The 14,596-nt window shown below is 63.3% G+C and carries 15 protein-coding genes and 3 tRNA genes; 7 read left to right on the forward strand and 11 right to left on the reverse strand.

Annotation, left to right across the window (positions count from 1 at the left end):
- Positions 1 to 6 precede the first annotated feature (6 nt).
- Positions 7 to 339, forward strand: a complete 333-nt coding sequence (gene sodX, locus SynRS9902_RS09880) for a nickel-type superoxide dismutase maturation protease (protein WP_115161430.1) — start codon at positions 7 to 9, stop codon at positions 337 to 339.
- Here sodX and SynRS9902_RS09885 read toward each other — a convergent pair.
- From SynRS9902_RS09885 to SynRS9902_RS09910, 6 genes are all read right to left on the reverse strand, one after another.
- Positions 322 to 990, reverse strand: coding sequence for a hydantoin utilization protein A (locus tag SynRS9902_RS09885; RefSeq protein ID WP_186509002.1), 669 nt, complete (start codon positions 988 to 990; stop codon positions 322 to 324). The two genes, sodX and SynRS9902_RS09885, sit on opposite strands and share 18 nt — an antisense overlap.
- Before the next feature lie 53 nt (positions 991 to 1,043).
- Positions 1,044 to 1,931 carry an indole-3-glycerol phosphate synthase TrpC gene (gene trpC / locus SynRS9902_RS09890; RefSeq protein WP_186509003.1) on the reverse strand — a complete coding sequence of 296 codons (888 nt, stop codon included), beginning with the start codon at positions 1,929 to 1,931 and terminating at the stop codon, positions 1,044 to 1,046.
- 40 nt (positions 1,932 to 1,971) lie between these two features.
- Entirely contained in the window at positions 1,972 to 3,414 is a 1,443-nt protein-coding gene (gene lpdA, locus SynRS9902_RS09895) for a dihydrolipoyl dehydrogenase (protein WP_186509004.1), read from the reverse strand.
- Complete coding sequence (locus SynRS9902_RS09900; RefSeq protein ID WP_186510605.1) at positions 3,411 to 4,244, reverse strand: RNA methyltransferase; 834 nt, start codon at positions 4,242 to 4,244, stop codon at positions 3,411 to 3,413. The genes lpdA and SynRS9902_RS09900 overlap by 4 nt, the downstream gene beginning before the upstream one ends.
- A gap of 26 nt (positions 4,245 to 4,270) precedes the next feature.
- On the reverse strand, positions 4,271 to 4,519 hold the full coding sequence (locus SynRS9902_RS09905; protein WP_186509005.1) for a hypothetical protein: 249 nt from the start codon (positions 4,517 to 4,519) through the stop codon (positions 4,271 to 4,273).
- Between the two features lie 32 nt (positions 4,520 to 4,551).
- A tRNA-Leu gene (locus tag SynRS9902_RS09910) sits at positions 4,552 to 4,635 on the reverse strand.
- A gap of 149 nt (positions 4,636 to 4,784) precedes the next feature.
- Between SynRS9902_RS09910 and murA the strand changes: the two genes are divergently transcribed.
- From murA to SynRS9902_RS09935, 5 genes are all read left to right on the forward strand, one after another.
- Positions 4,785 to 6,086, forward strand: a complete 1,302-nt coding sequence (gene murA, locus SynRS9902_RS09915) for a UDP-N-acetylglucosamine 1-carboxyvinyltransferase (RefSeq protein WP_186509006.1) — start codon at positions 4,785 to 4,787, stop codon at positions 6,084 to 6,086.
- 33 nt (positions 6,087 to 6,119) lie between these two features.
- Positions 6,120 to 6,202: transfer RNA gene (locus SynRS9902_RS09920), tRNA-Leu, on the forward strand.
- Between the two features lie 13 nt (positions 6,203 to 6,215).
- Entirely contained in the window at positions 6,216 to 7,397 is a 1,182-nt protein-coding gene (locus SynRS9902_RS09925) for an aspartate aminotransferase family protein (protein ID WP_186509007.1), read from the forward strand.
- Positions 7,398 to 8,612, forward strand: coding sequence for a folylpolyglutamate synthase/dihydrofolate synthase family protein (locus tag SynRS9902_RS09930; RefSeq protein ID WP_186509008.1), 1,215 nt, complete (start codon positions 7,398 to 7,400; stop codon positions 8,610 to 8,612).
- Positions 8,613 to 8,680: 68 nt separating this feature from the next.
- Positions 8,681 to 9,154 (forward strand): pentapeptide repeat-containing protein, encoded by a 474-nt coding sequence (locus SynRS9902_RS09935; protein WP_244278601.1) that lies wholly within the window; start codon positions 8,681 to 8,683, stop codon positions 9,152 to 9,154.
- Between the two features lie 3 nt (positions 9,155 to 9,157).
- Here SynRS9902_RS09935 and SynRS9902_RS09940 read toward each other — a convergent pair whose 3' ends face one another.
- Genes SynRS9902_RS09940 through SynRS9902_RS09950 form a run of 3 tightly spaced genes read right to left on the reverse strand, consistent with a single transcriptional unit; the run spans position 9,158 to position 12,192 of the window.
- Complete coding sequence (locus tag SynRS9902_RS09940) at positions 9,158 to 10,507, reverse strand: FAD-binding oxidoreductase (protein ID WP_186509009.1); 1,350 nt, start codon at positions 10,505 to 10,507, stop codon at positions 9,158 to 9,160.
- Between the two features lie 18 nt (positions 10,508 to 10,525).
- Positions 10,526 to 11,803, reverse strand: coding sequence for an amidohydrolase family protein (locus SynRS9902_RS09945; protein ID WP_186509010.1), 1,278 nt, complete (start codon positions 11,801 to 11,803; stop codon positions 10,526 to 10,528).
- Entirely contained in the window at positions 11,803 to 12,192 is a 390-nt protein-coding gene (locus SynRS9902_RS09950; protein ID WP_186510606.1) for a DUF4359 domain-containing protein, read from the reverse strand. Before SynRS9902_RS09950 ends, SynRS9902_RS09945 begins: the two co-directional genes overlap by 1 nt.
- Positions 12,193 to 12,276: 84 nt before the next feature.
- Here SynRS9902_RS09950 and SynRS9902_RS09955 point away from each other — a divergent pair.
- A tRNA-His gene (locus SynRS9902_RS09955) sits at positions 12,277 to 12,349 on the forward strand.
- A 3-nt stretch (positions 12,350 to 12,352) separates the two neighbouring features.
- Here the strand turns inward: SynRS9902_RS09955 and SynRS9902_RS09960 are convergent.
- Both SynRS9902_RS09960 and SynRS9902_RS09965 read right to left on the reverse strand, forming a co-directional pair.
- A complete protein-coding gene (locus SynRS9902_RS09960) occupies positions 12,353 to 13,435 on the reverse strand; it encodes a DUF1611 domain-containing protein (RefSeq protein ID WP_186509011.1) in 1,083 nt (360 codons plus the stop codon).
- Complete coding sequence (locus SynRS9902_RS09965) at positions 13,435 to 14,523, reverse strand: dipeptide epimerase (protein ID WP_186510607.1); 1,089 nt, start codon at positions 14,521 to 14,523, stop codon at positions 13,435 to 13,437. Before SynRS9902_RS09965 ends, SynRS9902_RS09960 begins: the two co-directional genes overlap by 1 nt.
- Positions 14,524 to 14,596 lie beyond the last annotated feature (73 nt).

Here is a 14,596-nt window from a genome sequence, read left to right on the forward strand (position 1 = left end):
GACCTGTTGCTGCTTTTTTGTGGGCGACGTCTGCTGCTGCGCATCGAAGGACGATCGATGCAACCCACCCTTGAACCGGGAGACCGGGTTTTGGTCAGACGGCTTGGACAGAAGGCCGCACCCAGCCTGGGATCCGTGGTCGTGACCTGGCATCCCCAGCGAAGCGAGCTGCGCCTGATCAAGCGCCTCAGCCGAGTGGACAGCACAGGGCTTTGGTTGCTGGGAGACAACCCCGCTGAAAGCACCGACAGTCGCCAACTCGGAGCGGTGCCAGCCAACCTGTTGATTGGTGAGGTGGTGGGCCGTCTCCCGCTCGGGGAATCAGAACAGAGCCGGTGAGGTCTTCTGCAGCCAGATGGCCCCGGTGATGATTGAGAGAGCACCCGTACCGCCCACGAGGAAGGGCATCAGACGGGCACCGCTGCGGAGGGTGAGAAACGAGACCACCGACACAACGGCCACCATGGCGCCGATGGATCCAAGCAAGTAGGCCACGAGGTAGCCCACAGCGGCATGGGGAGGCAGGGCCAAAGCAGGGATCACAGCCAGCAGGTGACTGGCCCCCGCCAGTCCATGCAACAAGCCCAGGCCCGAGGAGGCATGGACGTGGCGACGGTGGTTGCTGGCGCCGCGCACATGCAGGTGAAGATGACGATGCTCTGCGGCACCGTCGTGGCGGTGCTCATGGGTGTGCAGTTCCAGCCCGAACGCCGTGCGCACGGCAAGGGCACCCACCACCAGCAGGGCCACACCTACCAAAAATTCCGCCCAAGACGACATGGCCTCCACGTGGGCCAGGTCTTTCAGACCAATGGCGATCAACGCCAGAACCACAACTCCGGTGGAATGACCAGCACCCCAAGCCAGGGCATGTCGAAAGGCGGCCCATGGCTTGCTCAGGGAGAAGGGCGCCATTGCCACCAGGTGATCAGCACCACCCACCACATGAACGGCCCCGGCTGCAACACCGGTCAAAAGGCTAATCAGCACAAAGAACCGCCTGAATGTCGCAATTCTACATCAGCAGTGAAAGAGGAACGGCCTTAACCGGGCTGGATCAACTGCACCAAACCAGCTTCAACATCCGGCTGGCGCATCAGGGCTTCCCCCACCAGCACAGCTCCCGCACCGGCGGCTTGCACGCGGTCGAGATCGGCCCGGCTGAACAGACCCGATTCACTCACCAGCAGCACCCCCTGTTGGTTCAACCGGTCATTGAAGTCGACCAGCAGCCGTTCGGTCGTGGCCAGATCCGTCTCGAAGCTGGTGAGATCACGGTTGTTGATTCCAATCAGGGGGAAGCCACCAATGTTCAGCACACGGTCCATTTCGGTGGCGTCGTGAACCTCCACCAACACGGTGAGGCCCAGAGCCGCCGCAGCCTTGTTGAGATAACGAAGATCCTGATCCGAAAGGATGGCAGCAATCAGCAGCACCGCGTCAGCTCCGGCCGCCCTGGCCTGGAACAGCTGATAGGGGCTCAGCACAAACTCCTTGCAGAGCAGAGGCAGGTCTACGGCCTGACGCACCTGCACCAGGACATCAAAGCCGCCCTGGAAGAAGGTTTTGTCGGTGAGCACCGAGAGGCAACTTGCACCGCCAGAGGCATAGGCCTTGGCGATCGCCACCGGATCGAAATCCTCACGGATCACCCCTTTGCTAGGGCTCGCTTTTTTCACCTCAGCGATCACCGCAGGTTTCGTGGCGGCCGCCTGAAGCGCCTCCAGGAAATCCTTGGTGGAGGGAAGCTTGGCAATCTGCTGCTTCAGGTTGTCGAGGGGAACCTTGTCGCGGGCGGCATCGATCTCACGATCTTTTTCCCAGACAATCTTCTCGAGGATGTGACGCGGTTCCTCGTCGTCGTGGGGCACCGCATATTCGAGATGGGCCACCCGCACCTTGGGGTTGGGGGGACGACGGCGGATCTCCATGGAAGAGGGAAAAGACTGGAACGAAAAAAGCGGGACGGGATCAGGCGGCCAGCTGGGCGGCAGCTTGCTTGTAAGCGACCTCCACCACCTCGCTGAGGGTCGGGTGGGTGTGCACTTCGGTGGCGAGCTGACGCACGCTCTGGCGCCGGGCAACGGCATTGGCCACCTCCTGGATCAGGTCGGCGGCGTGAAGTCCATAGATGTGGGCGCCAAGCACTTCACCACTGGTTTTGTTGAACAGCAACTTCATCAGGCCATCGCTATCCAGCTCAGCCAGAGCTTTGGAATTGGCCTTGAAGTAGCTGCGAACGGAACCGAGCTGGAAGCCATCCTTCTCCGCCAAAGCTTTGGCATCCGCCTCGGTCAGGCCAACAGAGCTGATCTCGGGATGGGTGAAGGTGGCTGCCGGAATGCTGCGGTAATCGATCTCGCGCCCATGGCCAAGGATGTTGTCCACCGCAACGGTGCCTTGGGCAGCAGCCGTGTGGGCCAGCATCAGCTTGCCGGTCACATCGCCGACGGCCCAGAGATGGGGAACAGGTTGGTCGTTGACCAGAACGCGCATGGCATCGTCGATCGGGACGAAGCCACGATTCGTCTCCACATTGAGTGACTCGAGGTTGAGGCCCTTGCTGCTGGGAACACGCCCGGTGGCCACCAGAACGGCATCCACCTCAAGGGTCTCCACCAGTTCACGGCTGTTGAAATCAGCCAGTTCGATCTGCACGGGACAGCCCGGGGTGACCTTGCGGGCCAGCAGACCGGAACGCGCATCGATATCGCGACCATCAATCAGATGACGCCCAGCGATCTTGGCGATGTCGGGATCAAAAGTGGGCATCACCTTGTCCATGGCCTCGATCATCGTCACCTCGCAACCGAGGGCGGTGTACACATCAGCGAATTCAAGGCCGATGTAACCGCTGCCGATGATGGCGATCCAACGGGGCAGCCATTCCAGGTTGATGGCTTCGTCGCTGGTGAACACCGTGCGGCCATCGGTTTCGATGCCTGGCGGCACAAAGGGATCAGACCCCGTGGCGATGATCACGTCCTTGGCGGTCAGCACCCTGTCCACCCCGCTGGGCTCCCGCAGCCCCACCTTCTGGCTGCCCTCTAGACGGCCGTGGCCTCGGAGGATCGTCACCCCTGCCCGCTCAAGGGTTTTGGTGAGGTTGGTGCGAATGGTCTGAACCAGCTGATTGGCGTGATAAGCGATCTTCTGCCGCTCGAACCGCACAGGAGCAGCATGAATTCCAAAGCTCGCGAGGTGCTTGTCGTCCGCCAGTTCCCGCACTTTTCCACTGGCAGCCAGCAGCGCCTTGGAGGGAACACAGCCCCTGTTCACACAGGTGCCACCCATATCTCGGGATTCAACGATCGCCGTCTTCAGGCCGTGTTCGGCGGCATGTTTGGCAGCGTCGAAGCCGCCGTAGCCGGCTCCAATAACAATGACGTCGAAGTCGAAGCTGGCGTCGCTCACCCGAACTGCTGCGATGTGGCGGTCATTGTCGCTCTTCGCCGCTCCAGAAGGAGAGGAACAGCGGCAGACGCCACATTCAGGGATTCCACCCGTGCGCTGTGGGGGAGCGTGACGGCATGGGTGCAGCAAGCCTGCAGGTCAGGATGCAGACCTGCCCCCTCGGTTCCCAGCACCAGCGCCGTCGGCAGCGTCCAGTCGAGATCCCAATAGGGAACAGGGGGGTCAGCCTTGGTCGCATCGGGCACAAGGGTGGCCACCACCTTCACACCCAAGGCCACCAGCTGCTTCAGTTCCTGCTGAAGCTGTGAAATCGCCATCGCTTCGCTCGGGCCAAAGCGTTGATGCGGCAGCTGAAGCAGAGCACCGGCCGAGGCCCGCAACACCTTCGTGCCGAGGGGATCAACACCAGCTCCCATCCAGACCGCATTGACATCAGCCGCGAGGGCTGTGCGCAGCAATGTGCCCAGATTTCCAGGATCCTGAATCCGATCCAGCACAAGGAGAAAATCCAGCTCTGGAGGGACAGTGGGCAGTCGATCCAGGGGGCTCAGGCAGGCAACACCATCGGGTGTGACTGTTGTGAGCGCAGCCCGCAACACCTCATCGGTGACGATCCGCCATCGCGCCTGAGAACAACGTGCAGCCAGGGCAGAATGACCTTGCAACCAGGCTTCGGTCGCGATGATTTCCTTGGGCGCGTTGCCCTGCCTGAGAACTTCCTGCAACAGGTGGGTGCCCTCAAGAAGCAACAGCCCCTCGGCCTCTCGCCCCGCACGGGTGGCCAGGGTTCGCAGCCGTTTGACCAGGGGATTGCGTCGGCTGCTGATCAGGGGAGAGGAGGAATCCAGGGAACGACTCAGAACGCTGCGTGTTTGCGCACCTTCAGGCCTTTGTGAACGCTCAGATTTTCGCCATCCAACTCAAGGCCGTTGATGGCTGCGATCTCACCCTTGATTCCCTCCGCCGCAAGGTTTTCGATCATCTTCTTGATCACTTGATCCTCAACGGTGGTGTGATCGATGGAATCAGGAGTGAGCAGCTCAAGGAACTTCCCAACCTTGGAAGCAACAACTTCCGAAGCGTTGGAGATCTTGAGAACGATCATGGTTGTCGAGAGCTGATACCCGACAAAGTTAGTGCGGATGGGGAGACTTGAACTCCCACGATGTTGCCACCACTAGTACCTGAAACTAGCGCGTCTACCAATTCCGCCACATCCGCTGGCGTGTCGTGTTCGACCGGATGAACATAAGGCATCGCCGATCCGTGGCTGCCCCGGCCCCGCAACAAACTGTCCAGTTTGGACGCCGGCCGTCTAGACGGTCTCAAAGACTATTGCCAAAATCCGGACATAGGGGATCAGCTCATCGATGATGGCCGTTGCAGAAGCGTCTCAGGAGAGTCTCAAGCAACGCCTCAATGTCAGCGGCGGACACGCCTTGAAGGGAACGCTTCGCGTCAGCGGCGCGAAGAACTCCGCCCTGGTGCTGATGACAGCCAGCCTCCTGAGTGAGGAGACCATTGAGCTGACCAACATTCCCTCTCTCACAGACATCGATGGCATGAGCGCCATCCTTGAAGCTTTGGGGGTTCAGGTCGACAGGCAGTCGGACTGCATTCGCCTCACCGCCGCCGAGCTCAATGGCTCGGCCCCTCCCTACGAGCTGGTCAACAGCCTTCGCGCCAGTTTTTTCAGTATTGGCCCCCTGCTCGGACGCCTGGGACACGCGCGGGTCCCCCTTCCAGGGGGATGCCGCATCGGGGCTCGTCCCGTTGTTGAACACATCCGCGGCCTGAAAGCCCTCGGCGCCGTCGTCAATGTGGAGCACGGGATTGTCACGGCCTCAGTGCCCGGCAGCAAAAAACGCCTGACAGGCGCTCAGATCGTGCTCGACTGCCCCAGCGTTGGCGCCACCGAAACCATTCTGATGGCAGCGGTGCTGGCCGATGGGGTCTCCACCATCGAAAACGCTGCTCAGGAACCTGAAGTGCAGGACCTGGCCAACCTGCTCAACAGCATGGGCGCCCAGGTGAGCGGCGCTGGCGGCCCGGTGATCACCGTTCAAGGGGTGGAGCGGCTCCGTGGTTGCACCAACTATCAGGTGATCCCGGATCGCATCGAAGCCGGAACGTTCCTGATGGCGGCCGCCATCACGCGCTCACCACTGGTGGTGGAGCCCGTGATTCCCGAGCATCTCAGCGCTGTGATCCAAAAGCTTCGCGATTGCGGCTGCTCCATCGAGATCAAGGGGAGAGCCGTGACGATCACCCCCGGCGATATAACGGCCGTGGACATCACCACCCAACCGTTTCCTGGGTTTCCAACCGATCTTCAGGCACCGTTCATGGCCCTGATGTGCACCGCGAAGGGCACCAGCGTGATCAGCGAGAAGATCTACGAAAACCGGCTGCAACATGTGGCCGAGCTGCAGCGCATGGGGGCATCGATTCGGCTCAAGGGCAGCACAGCCATCGTTGAAGGCGTGGCTCAGCTGAGCGCGGCGCCCGTCACCGGCACCGACCTCCGTGCAGCCGCTGCCATGGTGCTGGCTGGCCTCTCCGCCAAAGGAATCACCGAAGTGGCTGGTCTGAAGCACCTTGATCGGGGCTACGACGACCTCGAAGCCAAGCTCAGCGCTGCCGGCGCTGAGGTGAAGCGCAACATCCTCTGAAAAGGGGCCCTTCAATCAATACAATCCCTGTGCGGGAGCCTGGCGGAATTGGTAGACGCAGCTGACTCAAAATCAGCCGGCCACTGGTCTTGGGGGTTCAAGTCCCCCGGCTCCCATCCCTCCGCCGTCATGAACACCTACGGCCGCTTCCCTTTGGCCCTGGCAAAGGGGAAGGGCTGCTGGGTCAAGGACACCCAAGGGCGGCGCTACCTGGATGCTGTTGCTGGCATTGCCACCTGCACCCTGGGCCACAGCGACAGGGCCATGCAGCGGGCTCTGCGCAAGCAGCTGGGACGGCTCCAACATGTGTCCAACCTTTATCGGATTCCGGAACAGGAAGAGCTGGCCAGCTGGCTGGTGCGCAACAGCTGTGCCGACAGCGTCTTCTTCTGCAATTCCGGCGCCGAAGCCAATGAAGCCGCGATCAAGCTGGCGCGCAAACACGGCCATCAACGGCGCGGCATAGAACAGCCGGTGATCCTCACGGCAGCAGCCAGCTTCCATGGCCGCACGCTCGCGACGGTCACCGCCACCGGTCAACCCAAGTACCACAAGGGTTTTGAGCCCATGGTGACCGGGTTTGATTATTTCCCCTACAACGATCTGAAGGCCCTCGAAGCCCTGATCAACCGCTACGAACAGTCCGGTCCCTCAATCGCGGCCGTTCTGGTTGAACCCCTGCAAGGAGAGGGTGGCGTCAACCCTGGAGACCGCACTTTCTTCTCACGCCTGCGCGAGATCTGCACGGAACGAAACATCCTACTGATTCTTGATGAGGTGCAGGTGGGCATGGGGCGGAGTGGCCGCCTCTGGGGTTATGAGCAACTGGGCATCACCCCTGACGCCTTCACCCTGGCCAAGGGCCTGGGCGGTGGTCACGCCATTGGTGCTCTGCTGGTGAACGCGTCAGCTGATGTGTTTGAACCCGGCGACCATGCCAGCACCTTCGGTGGGAATCCCTTTGCCTGCCGGGCGGGATTGACGGTGGCCACCGAAATCGAACGACGAGATCTGCTGACCAACGTCGCAGCCCGAGGCGAACAACTGCGCGACGGGCTCCAGGAGCTTGTGAACTGTTTCCCCGAGCACCTGCAAGGCGTGCGGGGCTGGGGACTGCTGCAGGGCATCGTGATCCGGGAGGGCAGCAGTTGGACGGCCCCCGCACTGGCGAAATCCGCCATCGACCACGGTCTGCTGCTGGTGGCGGCCGGCCCCTCGGTGCTGCGCATGGTGCCCCCACTGACCATCAACAAGCGCGAGGTGCGCGAGCTGCTGCGCCGTCTGGCGGCAACCCTCTCCAGCCTCAGCTGAGTGGACGATCTGTCTGATCTGATCCCACGCTTCGACCTGCGTGGCATGGATCTGCAGTTGGATCGCATGGATGCGGCCCTGCACGAACTCAACCATCCCTGTCGGACGATTCCCGCGATTCAGGTGCTGGGCACCAACGGGAAGGGATCCATCGTCAGCTTTCTGGAATCAGCCCTCTGTGCCGCCGGCCTCCGCTGCGGGGTCACCACCTCCCCTCACCTGGTGAGCTGGTGTGAACGCATCCGGATCAAGGGGACCCCCATTGCGATTGAAACCCTGCGCAGCCGGTTGCAGGCGCTCCAGCCGCTGAGCGAACGGCATCGGCTCACCCCGTTTGAACTGCTGGTGACCGCCGCCCTGCTGGAGTTCCACCGGCATGCCTGCGACCTGCTGGTGCTGGAAGTGGGGCTGGGGGGACGGCTTGATGCCACCACGGCCCATCCCTGCCGTCCTGTGGTGGCTGTCGCCAGCATTGGGATGGACCACTGCGAGCACCTGGGACACAGCCTCACCGCCATCGCAACCGAAAAAGCGGCAGCGATCCCGCCTCAGGCCACCGTGATCAGTGGCGCCCAAGCCCCTGAAGTGCAGGAAGTCCTGGAAACAACCTGCCGCACTCAGCAGGCCACCCTCCACTGGGTGAAGCCGCTGAATTCAAGCTGGCAACTGGGCTTGCCCGGCGCCATTCAGCGCAGCAACGCCGCTGTGGCCCTCGGTGCTTTGCAAGCCCTCTCGGGCCTGGGCTGGTCGTTACCTGAGGCGGTGATTCAGGAGGGCTTCGCCACCGCCCACTGGCCCGGTCGCCTGCAAACCGTGCATTGGGGCGTCCACACGCTTCGCCTCGATGGAGCCCACAATCCACCGGCCGCAGTGCAGCTGGCCGAAGAACGCAGCCAGTGGAGTGGTGCCTGCAACGGTGTTGTTTGGATCCTGGGGATTCAAGCCCATAAGGACGCTGTCGCCATGCTCCAGACGCTGCTGCAGCCCCAGGACCAGGCCTGGATCATTCCGGTGCCGAGCCACAGGAGCTGGAGTCGTTCGGCCCTCCTCCAGGCACTGCCCCAGCTCGAGCACCAGCTGCAGGAGGCCGACGGCCTCGAAAGTGTGCTGCACCAGCTCAGCAGAAATGGATGGCCGACACCGATGCCGATTGTTGCCGGATCGCTGTATCTGATCGGTGACCTGTTCGCTCGCGGCGTTGTAACGGCAGAGTGAGCACAGCTTGGGCGTGAACTGTGCTGCGAATCTCCCGGTTGCTGGGCCTTCTCCTGCCCCTCCTGCTCATGGCAACGCCGGCCCCGGCCTTGGACACCTCAGCTGGGGTGGGACTGCAGGATCGTGCCCTGTTCCAGGAGAAGGTGGACTACACGCTCACCAACCAGAGCAACGGCGACTTCGAGGGGCAGAACCTGGCCAACACATCCTTCGCCGGAGCCGTGGGCCGCGGAGCAAACTTCCGGGGCGCCAACCTGCATGGCGCGATCCTCACCCAAGGGGCCTTTGCCGAAGCTGATTTCCAGGGAGCTGACCTCTCCGACGCCCTGATGGATCGCGCCGACTTCGTCGCCACCGATCTACGCAATGCCGTGCTGACGGGGATCATTGCGTCAGGCAGCAGCTTCAGCAACGCTCAGATCGAGGGGGCCGATTTCACGGATGCCCTGCTCGATCGTGATGATCAACGCCGGCTGTGCAGCGAGGCCGATGGCATCAACCCCAGCACCGGAGTTTCCACCTTCGACAGCTTGGGCTGCTGATCCTCAGGAGCGCTCCTGCCAACCTCGAAGCTTGCCGGGATTGAGCAGGCCCTCGGGATCAAAGCGCTGCTTGGCCGCCACCTGATCGGCATCGATAACGCCAAGGCCGCCGTCTTCCACCGTGATCACGTGGGGGTTGAACAACACGGCACCCGCGGCCCTGCAGTCGTCCATCAACCGGTTCAGCTGATCTGCCCCCTGCCAACGCACCAGCGGCAGAGCCGCCAGCCGAGGACAGCCCTGCTGACGCACAAGCTCGAGATGCCAGAGCAGGGCATCACCCCAGCGCTGCTTCAAGGCCGCCATCGCTGGGGCCTCCGGTTGCGGCAACAACATCTGCAGGTAGGTCCATCCCGGCTCTGAAGCCCGCACATGCAGGGTGGTGTGGTTCCAGCTCAGCTCGCGCAAGCCCTTGCCCCCGGAGAGATCCTCAGGGCCGAGATCCCGCAGGATGGCGCCAGCTGACTGCGCCATCTGTTGCAGGCTGTTGAGCCCATCGGGGGCAACGAGCAACAGCAGCCGGTGCGCCGAGACGGCAGGACCACCCCAGCTGGGCATCCGGGGCAACAGCGGCTGTTCCAGCAGGCTCGCCAAATGGAGATCCAAGGCCGAGGCAGCGATCCGTTGCATCAGCTCAATCGCCTGCTCCCAGTGCTCGCAGTCCACGCTCACCTGGTGCCAGTTGACCGCTGGAGCTGTGGCCAGGCTGAGGGCCGTGATGATGCCGTTGGTGCCATAGGCGTGATTCAAAGCCTCCGCATCCATCTCGCCGAGTTGATGGCGCCGGGCATCGGGGCGTAGCGGCACGATCTCCAACCCGAGCAGATGACCTGGATCCCGCAGGAAGCCCCAGCGCAGGGAACCGATGCCCCCAGAGCCCCCTGCCACAAAGCCGCCAATGGTGGCGCTGCGCCAGGTGCTGGGCATCAAGCGCAGCTGGCGTCCATGGCGGCGCAACTCCTGATCCAGATCGCGCATCACACAGCCCGGTTCCACGGTCACCACCCCGGTGATCGGATCAATCGAGCGGATCTGCTGCAGGGCCGTGGTGAGCATCACCACGCCGCCTTGCAGAGGCACACACTGGCCGTAGTTCCCTGTCCCAGAGCCGCGCAGGGTTAAGGGAACCTGGTGCTCGGCGCAGGCCGAAGCCAGCCGTTCAACGGCATCCACCGTGCGCGGACGCACCACCAACTCAGCACGGCAGGCCTCCAGCCGCGGCGTCAGCACGGGGGAGTACTCAAAGGCGTCCCGGGAATGGCGCTGCAGCTCCCCCGGTTCATCCAACAACTCCAGTTCCGGATCAACGCTGAGGGCTTGCCGCAGGGCAATCAAGGCTTCGGCGCGACCCATGGCGTGGCGGAACACTGGTCAGGGTCTAGCGCCTGGTGACGACTGCCAGTGGCCGTCCACGAGAACCTGACGCTGCGGAGCAGAACGGATCAGGTCCGACCATCCCTGGCCCTCCATGCTGATCAGATCGGCAGGGGCGCCGGCCCGCAGCACCCCATCCCATTCCAGTTGAAGAATGGCCGGCGGTGCCGTGGTGAAAGGGGCCAGGCCCAGACGCTGCCAGGGCAACAACTGAGTCAACGGCATCGATGCGGCCAGCAGGGCCAAGGGGTCGAAGTCGCCTCCCGGGAACCAGGGGTCGGCCACGTTGTCACCCGCCACCGCCACCGGAACACCGGAACGTTGCAACTGACGGATCGGGGCCTGCGGACGCTGAAGGGGGGTGGCATCGTCCGTCCGTGCGAGCAACCAGGCATTGGTCAGGGGCAGGGCAATCACACTGAGCTGCGCTGCTGCCATGCGCTCTGCCAACCGCGCCAGAGATGACGCCGGCAGAAGGGAAAGACTGCTGGCATGGCTACAGGTGACGGGAACCTGCACCGGCACGCGCAGCAGGGCCTTCAACAGCTGAACCATGCCCTGCGCCGCACCGTGATCCGCCTCATCGATGTGCAGATCGACGCCGCAGTTGTGGCGATCAGCCAGGCGCAACAACACCTCCAACTGCTCCGTGACCACTGCCGATCCACAAGGAGGTGTCAGAACACCACCAAGGCAGCCGCCACTGGCGGCCACACGACGCGCCAGAGCATCCGCTTCAGCTGAACACCAGAATTCCAAGGGCACCAGCGCCACCAGCTGCAAGTCGATGCGGCGGCGCCAGCGCTGCTGCAGGGTGAGCAAGGCATCCCAGCTGGGCTCAGCACCAGGGCCACCACTGTCCACATGGCTGCGCATGGCCCGCAGCCCATGGGCGAATGCTCTCTCCATGGCGCGTTCTCCGCGTTGAAGCACGCAGGCCACGGTTCGGGAGCTGTGCTCCCGCAGGTTGGCCTCCAGGGCACCCCCGTAGCTGCCGCTGAGGTTGGGATGCTCCTGCCAGGTGTAGGCCTTGTCCAGATGGACATGGCAGTCGACCAAGCGCGGCAACACCATTCGAGACGGTGGCACGCGTTCGGCAGCCAGGGGCTGGGGCTCCCGCAGACGCCCCTGCTCCCAGGCCAGACGCACGGGCGTCAGCCCTTGCTTCTCAACCTCCGGCAAGGGCGTTGAAGGGGCGAAATCCAGCAGTCCCAGGGGCGCCCAGGCCTCAAGGACGCCACTCCCCGGCTTGGACTCAAGCGACGGGACGTCCATCACCGCTCAGCACCGTTGCTGGCATCGGTGCTGAGGACCACGAAACGACCAGCCACACCAAGGCTGAGCACTTCAAAACCAGGCAGGCGCAGACCGGGCAGCATCTCTTTCCTTTCCATCCGGGTGGAATACAGACTGGCCACCAACAAGTTTCGACGGGTGGTGAACTGACCCGCCAACGCCGCCAGTGCATCCCGCTGGGAGGCAATTAGCTCAGGGCAATTGCGAATCCAGAGACGCAGCACCATCGGCAGGGTCGGCTCGTCGCACAGTTCCTTGGTGCCCAACTGGACCAGCTGATCACCGGCGTGAGCTTGGTAGTCCTCCAACGACGGGTTGGACATCACCAGCGAGAGCACCCCGACCGCTGCAATCCCCCCCGCCAACATCGCCAAAGCAGACCGACCTTGCGGACGCGATGAAGGGGACACCAGGCAGGCTGCAGCTCGTGTTGGTAGATTCTCATGGACGCGGCGGGCGTCGCCAAGTGGTTAAGGCAGCGGCTTGTGGCGCCGCTATTCGGGGGTTCGAATCCCCTCGCTCGCCCTCTCAACAACTCAACAAAGCCCTGAGTAGCGGTTCTGCTCCCCAGCGGATCGGATCCGTGCAGGGCAGACCCAGCGTCTGGCGGATGAGCTCCACCTCGTCTCGAGCCTGAGCCTCATCAAGGCGGGCGGTGTTGAGGGCGACAGCGGCCACCTTGGCTGGCTCAGCAGCCCCATCAGGCCGCGCCCAGCTCGCCAGGGATTCTGTGGTGGCCACCAAGGCCTCAAGGCTTGGAAGCGGGATCTGAGGCAGTCGATCGATGGCCTGCTGTGCTGCCCGATGCACGAGCAACAGGGCCGTCGGCTGCGTGCCCCGCAACAGGGGCAACGTGGCCGTGGAGGCCGGATGGCAGAGCGATCCCTGACCCTCCACCAGCACAAGACCCTGCTCCGGCAGAGCCGCCGCCGCGCGAAGCACCGCCGCCTCCACCGCACCGGCGGCGTAATCGACGCGCACAGCATCCAGGGCGACCCCTTCTCCGCTGATCAGAATTCCGGCCTGCCCTGTGCCCACAAAGCGCGCGGGGATCCCGGAGCGCTGGGCTGCCTCCAGGAGAGACAGGCATGCGCTCATCTTGCCGACAGCCATATCGGTGCCAATCGCCAGAAGGCGCCGGCAGGGAAGCTCTGCGGCGCGTGCCTGGCCAACGTTGAGGCCTTCCGGCTCCCGGCGCAGATCCCAGATCCAACGGTCGCGCCAGCAGGCGTCTGCCAGTTCGGGATCATCGGCCAGGCGGGTGTGGAGTCCGCTGGCGAGATGAAGGCCTGCGCGCAACGCCGCAAAGGCGTCGTGGCGAACAGGATCAGGCAGTCGCCCCCCCGAAGGAGCCAGGCCCACCACAGCAACCTCAGGCGCGTAGGGCAGAGCAGCAGACAAGTCCGCCACCACCGGCACATCACGCTCGATGCCGGTGACGCGTTGCAGAGACTGGCCCGCATGGTCGGGATCGATCACCGCGACGATCGGTCCAGCACGGTGTCGGAGCATGGCCAGACCGGTCTTGCCGGTGAGGCTGGCCAAACCGCCGTGTTGGAGCAGCACCAACCGCATCTCCCGAAATCCCGACGGCGCTTGAATCACGCTCATCACGCTGCTGTGCCTCCTGCCTGGCGGATCCCCAATCCAGCCATCGCCGAAGGCCGCAGACGATCGTCCTGCAACTCAAGGCCAACAAAGGGGTCATCCACCAAGTTGAGATGGCTGTCGAGATCCGGCCAACGAATCAGAGGCAAGATCTGGGCCGCTGCACCGTTCAACAAAGAACTGTCGGAGTAGCAACCCACCATCAGGTCCAGCCCCTTCTTCTGCGCCACTTGGGCCATTAACAAGGCCTGACTGAGCCCCCCGGTCTTGAGCAGCTTGAGATTCACGCCATCCACCACTGGGGCCAGGCGCAGCAGATCCTCCAGATCCCAGCAACTTTCATCCGCCACCAAAGCCATCGGACAGTGCGGGTGCAGCGCCGCGAATCCCGCTGTGTCCTGCGTGGGATCCAGGTCTGGAGCCAGAGGCTGCTCCAGCAGCACCACCTGGTGTGCGGCCAGGGGCTCCAGCATTTGCCTGGCCTGATTCACGGTCCATCCGCCATTGGCATCCACCTGCAGTTCGATGGCCACACCCTGCCGCTGGGATCGATCCGTGATGGCCTGAGCCACCGCCCCCAACAGGTTGAGGTCGTGGTCCAAGCCGTCGGGGCTGCCCAGCTTGAGCTTCACCCGCGTCGCCGGCAGCTGCGTCCACCAGCGTTCGAGACGATCCAACACGGCATCCACTGAAGCCAGTCCCAGGGTGACGCTGGTGGCCACACCCTCGGCTGAGTCCAATCCCCAGAGCCGCCACAGCGGATGGCCGAGCCGTTGCCCATGCCAGTCCCACAAGGCCAAGTCGATGGCACAACGGGCCGGGGGACTCAGGGATGCAAGCAGGGGCTCAAACCGTTGCGGACGGTGGGGATCCAGAGCTTCCAGTTGCGGCAAAAGTCCCAGCAGTTCCTGTTCCACAGCCTCAAGGGCAAAGGCTCGGTGGCCGGTCTCAAATCCCCCGGTCTCGCCTCGGCCCACCAGCCCATCACGTTCCAACCTGAGCTCCAACCGCACCACGGCAGCGGTGGTGCCCCGGCTGATCGTGAGGGGCACGGCCTTGGTGAGCGAAAACCGTGTGAGGGCCCAGCCCATCGCCATCCGGCTGTCAATCTCCAAACTGACACAACACCGCTGTGACTCACACTGAGAAGGCTTGAGCCAGAGA

The sequence above is a fragment of the Synechococcus sp. RS9902 genome (genome assembly GCF_014279635.1).
Classification (GTDB): Bacteria; Cyanobacteriota; Cyanobacteriia; order PCC-6307; family Cyanobiaceae; genus Parasynechococcus.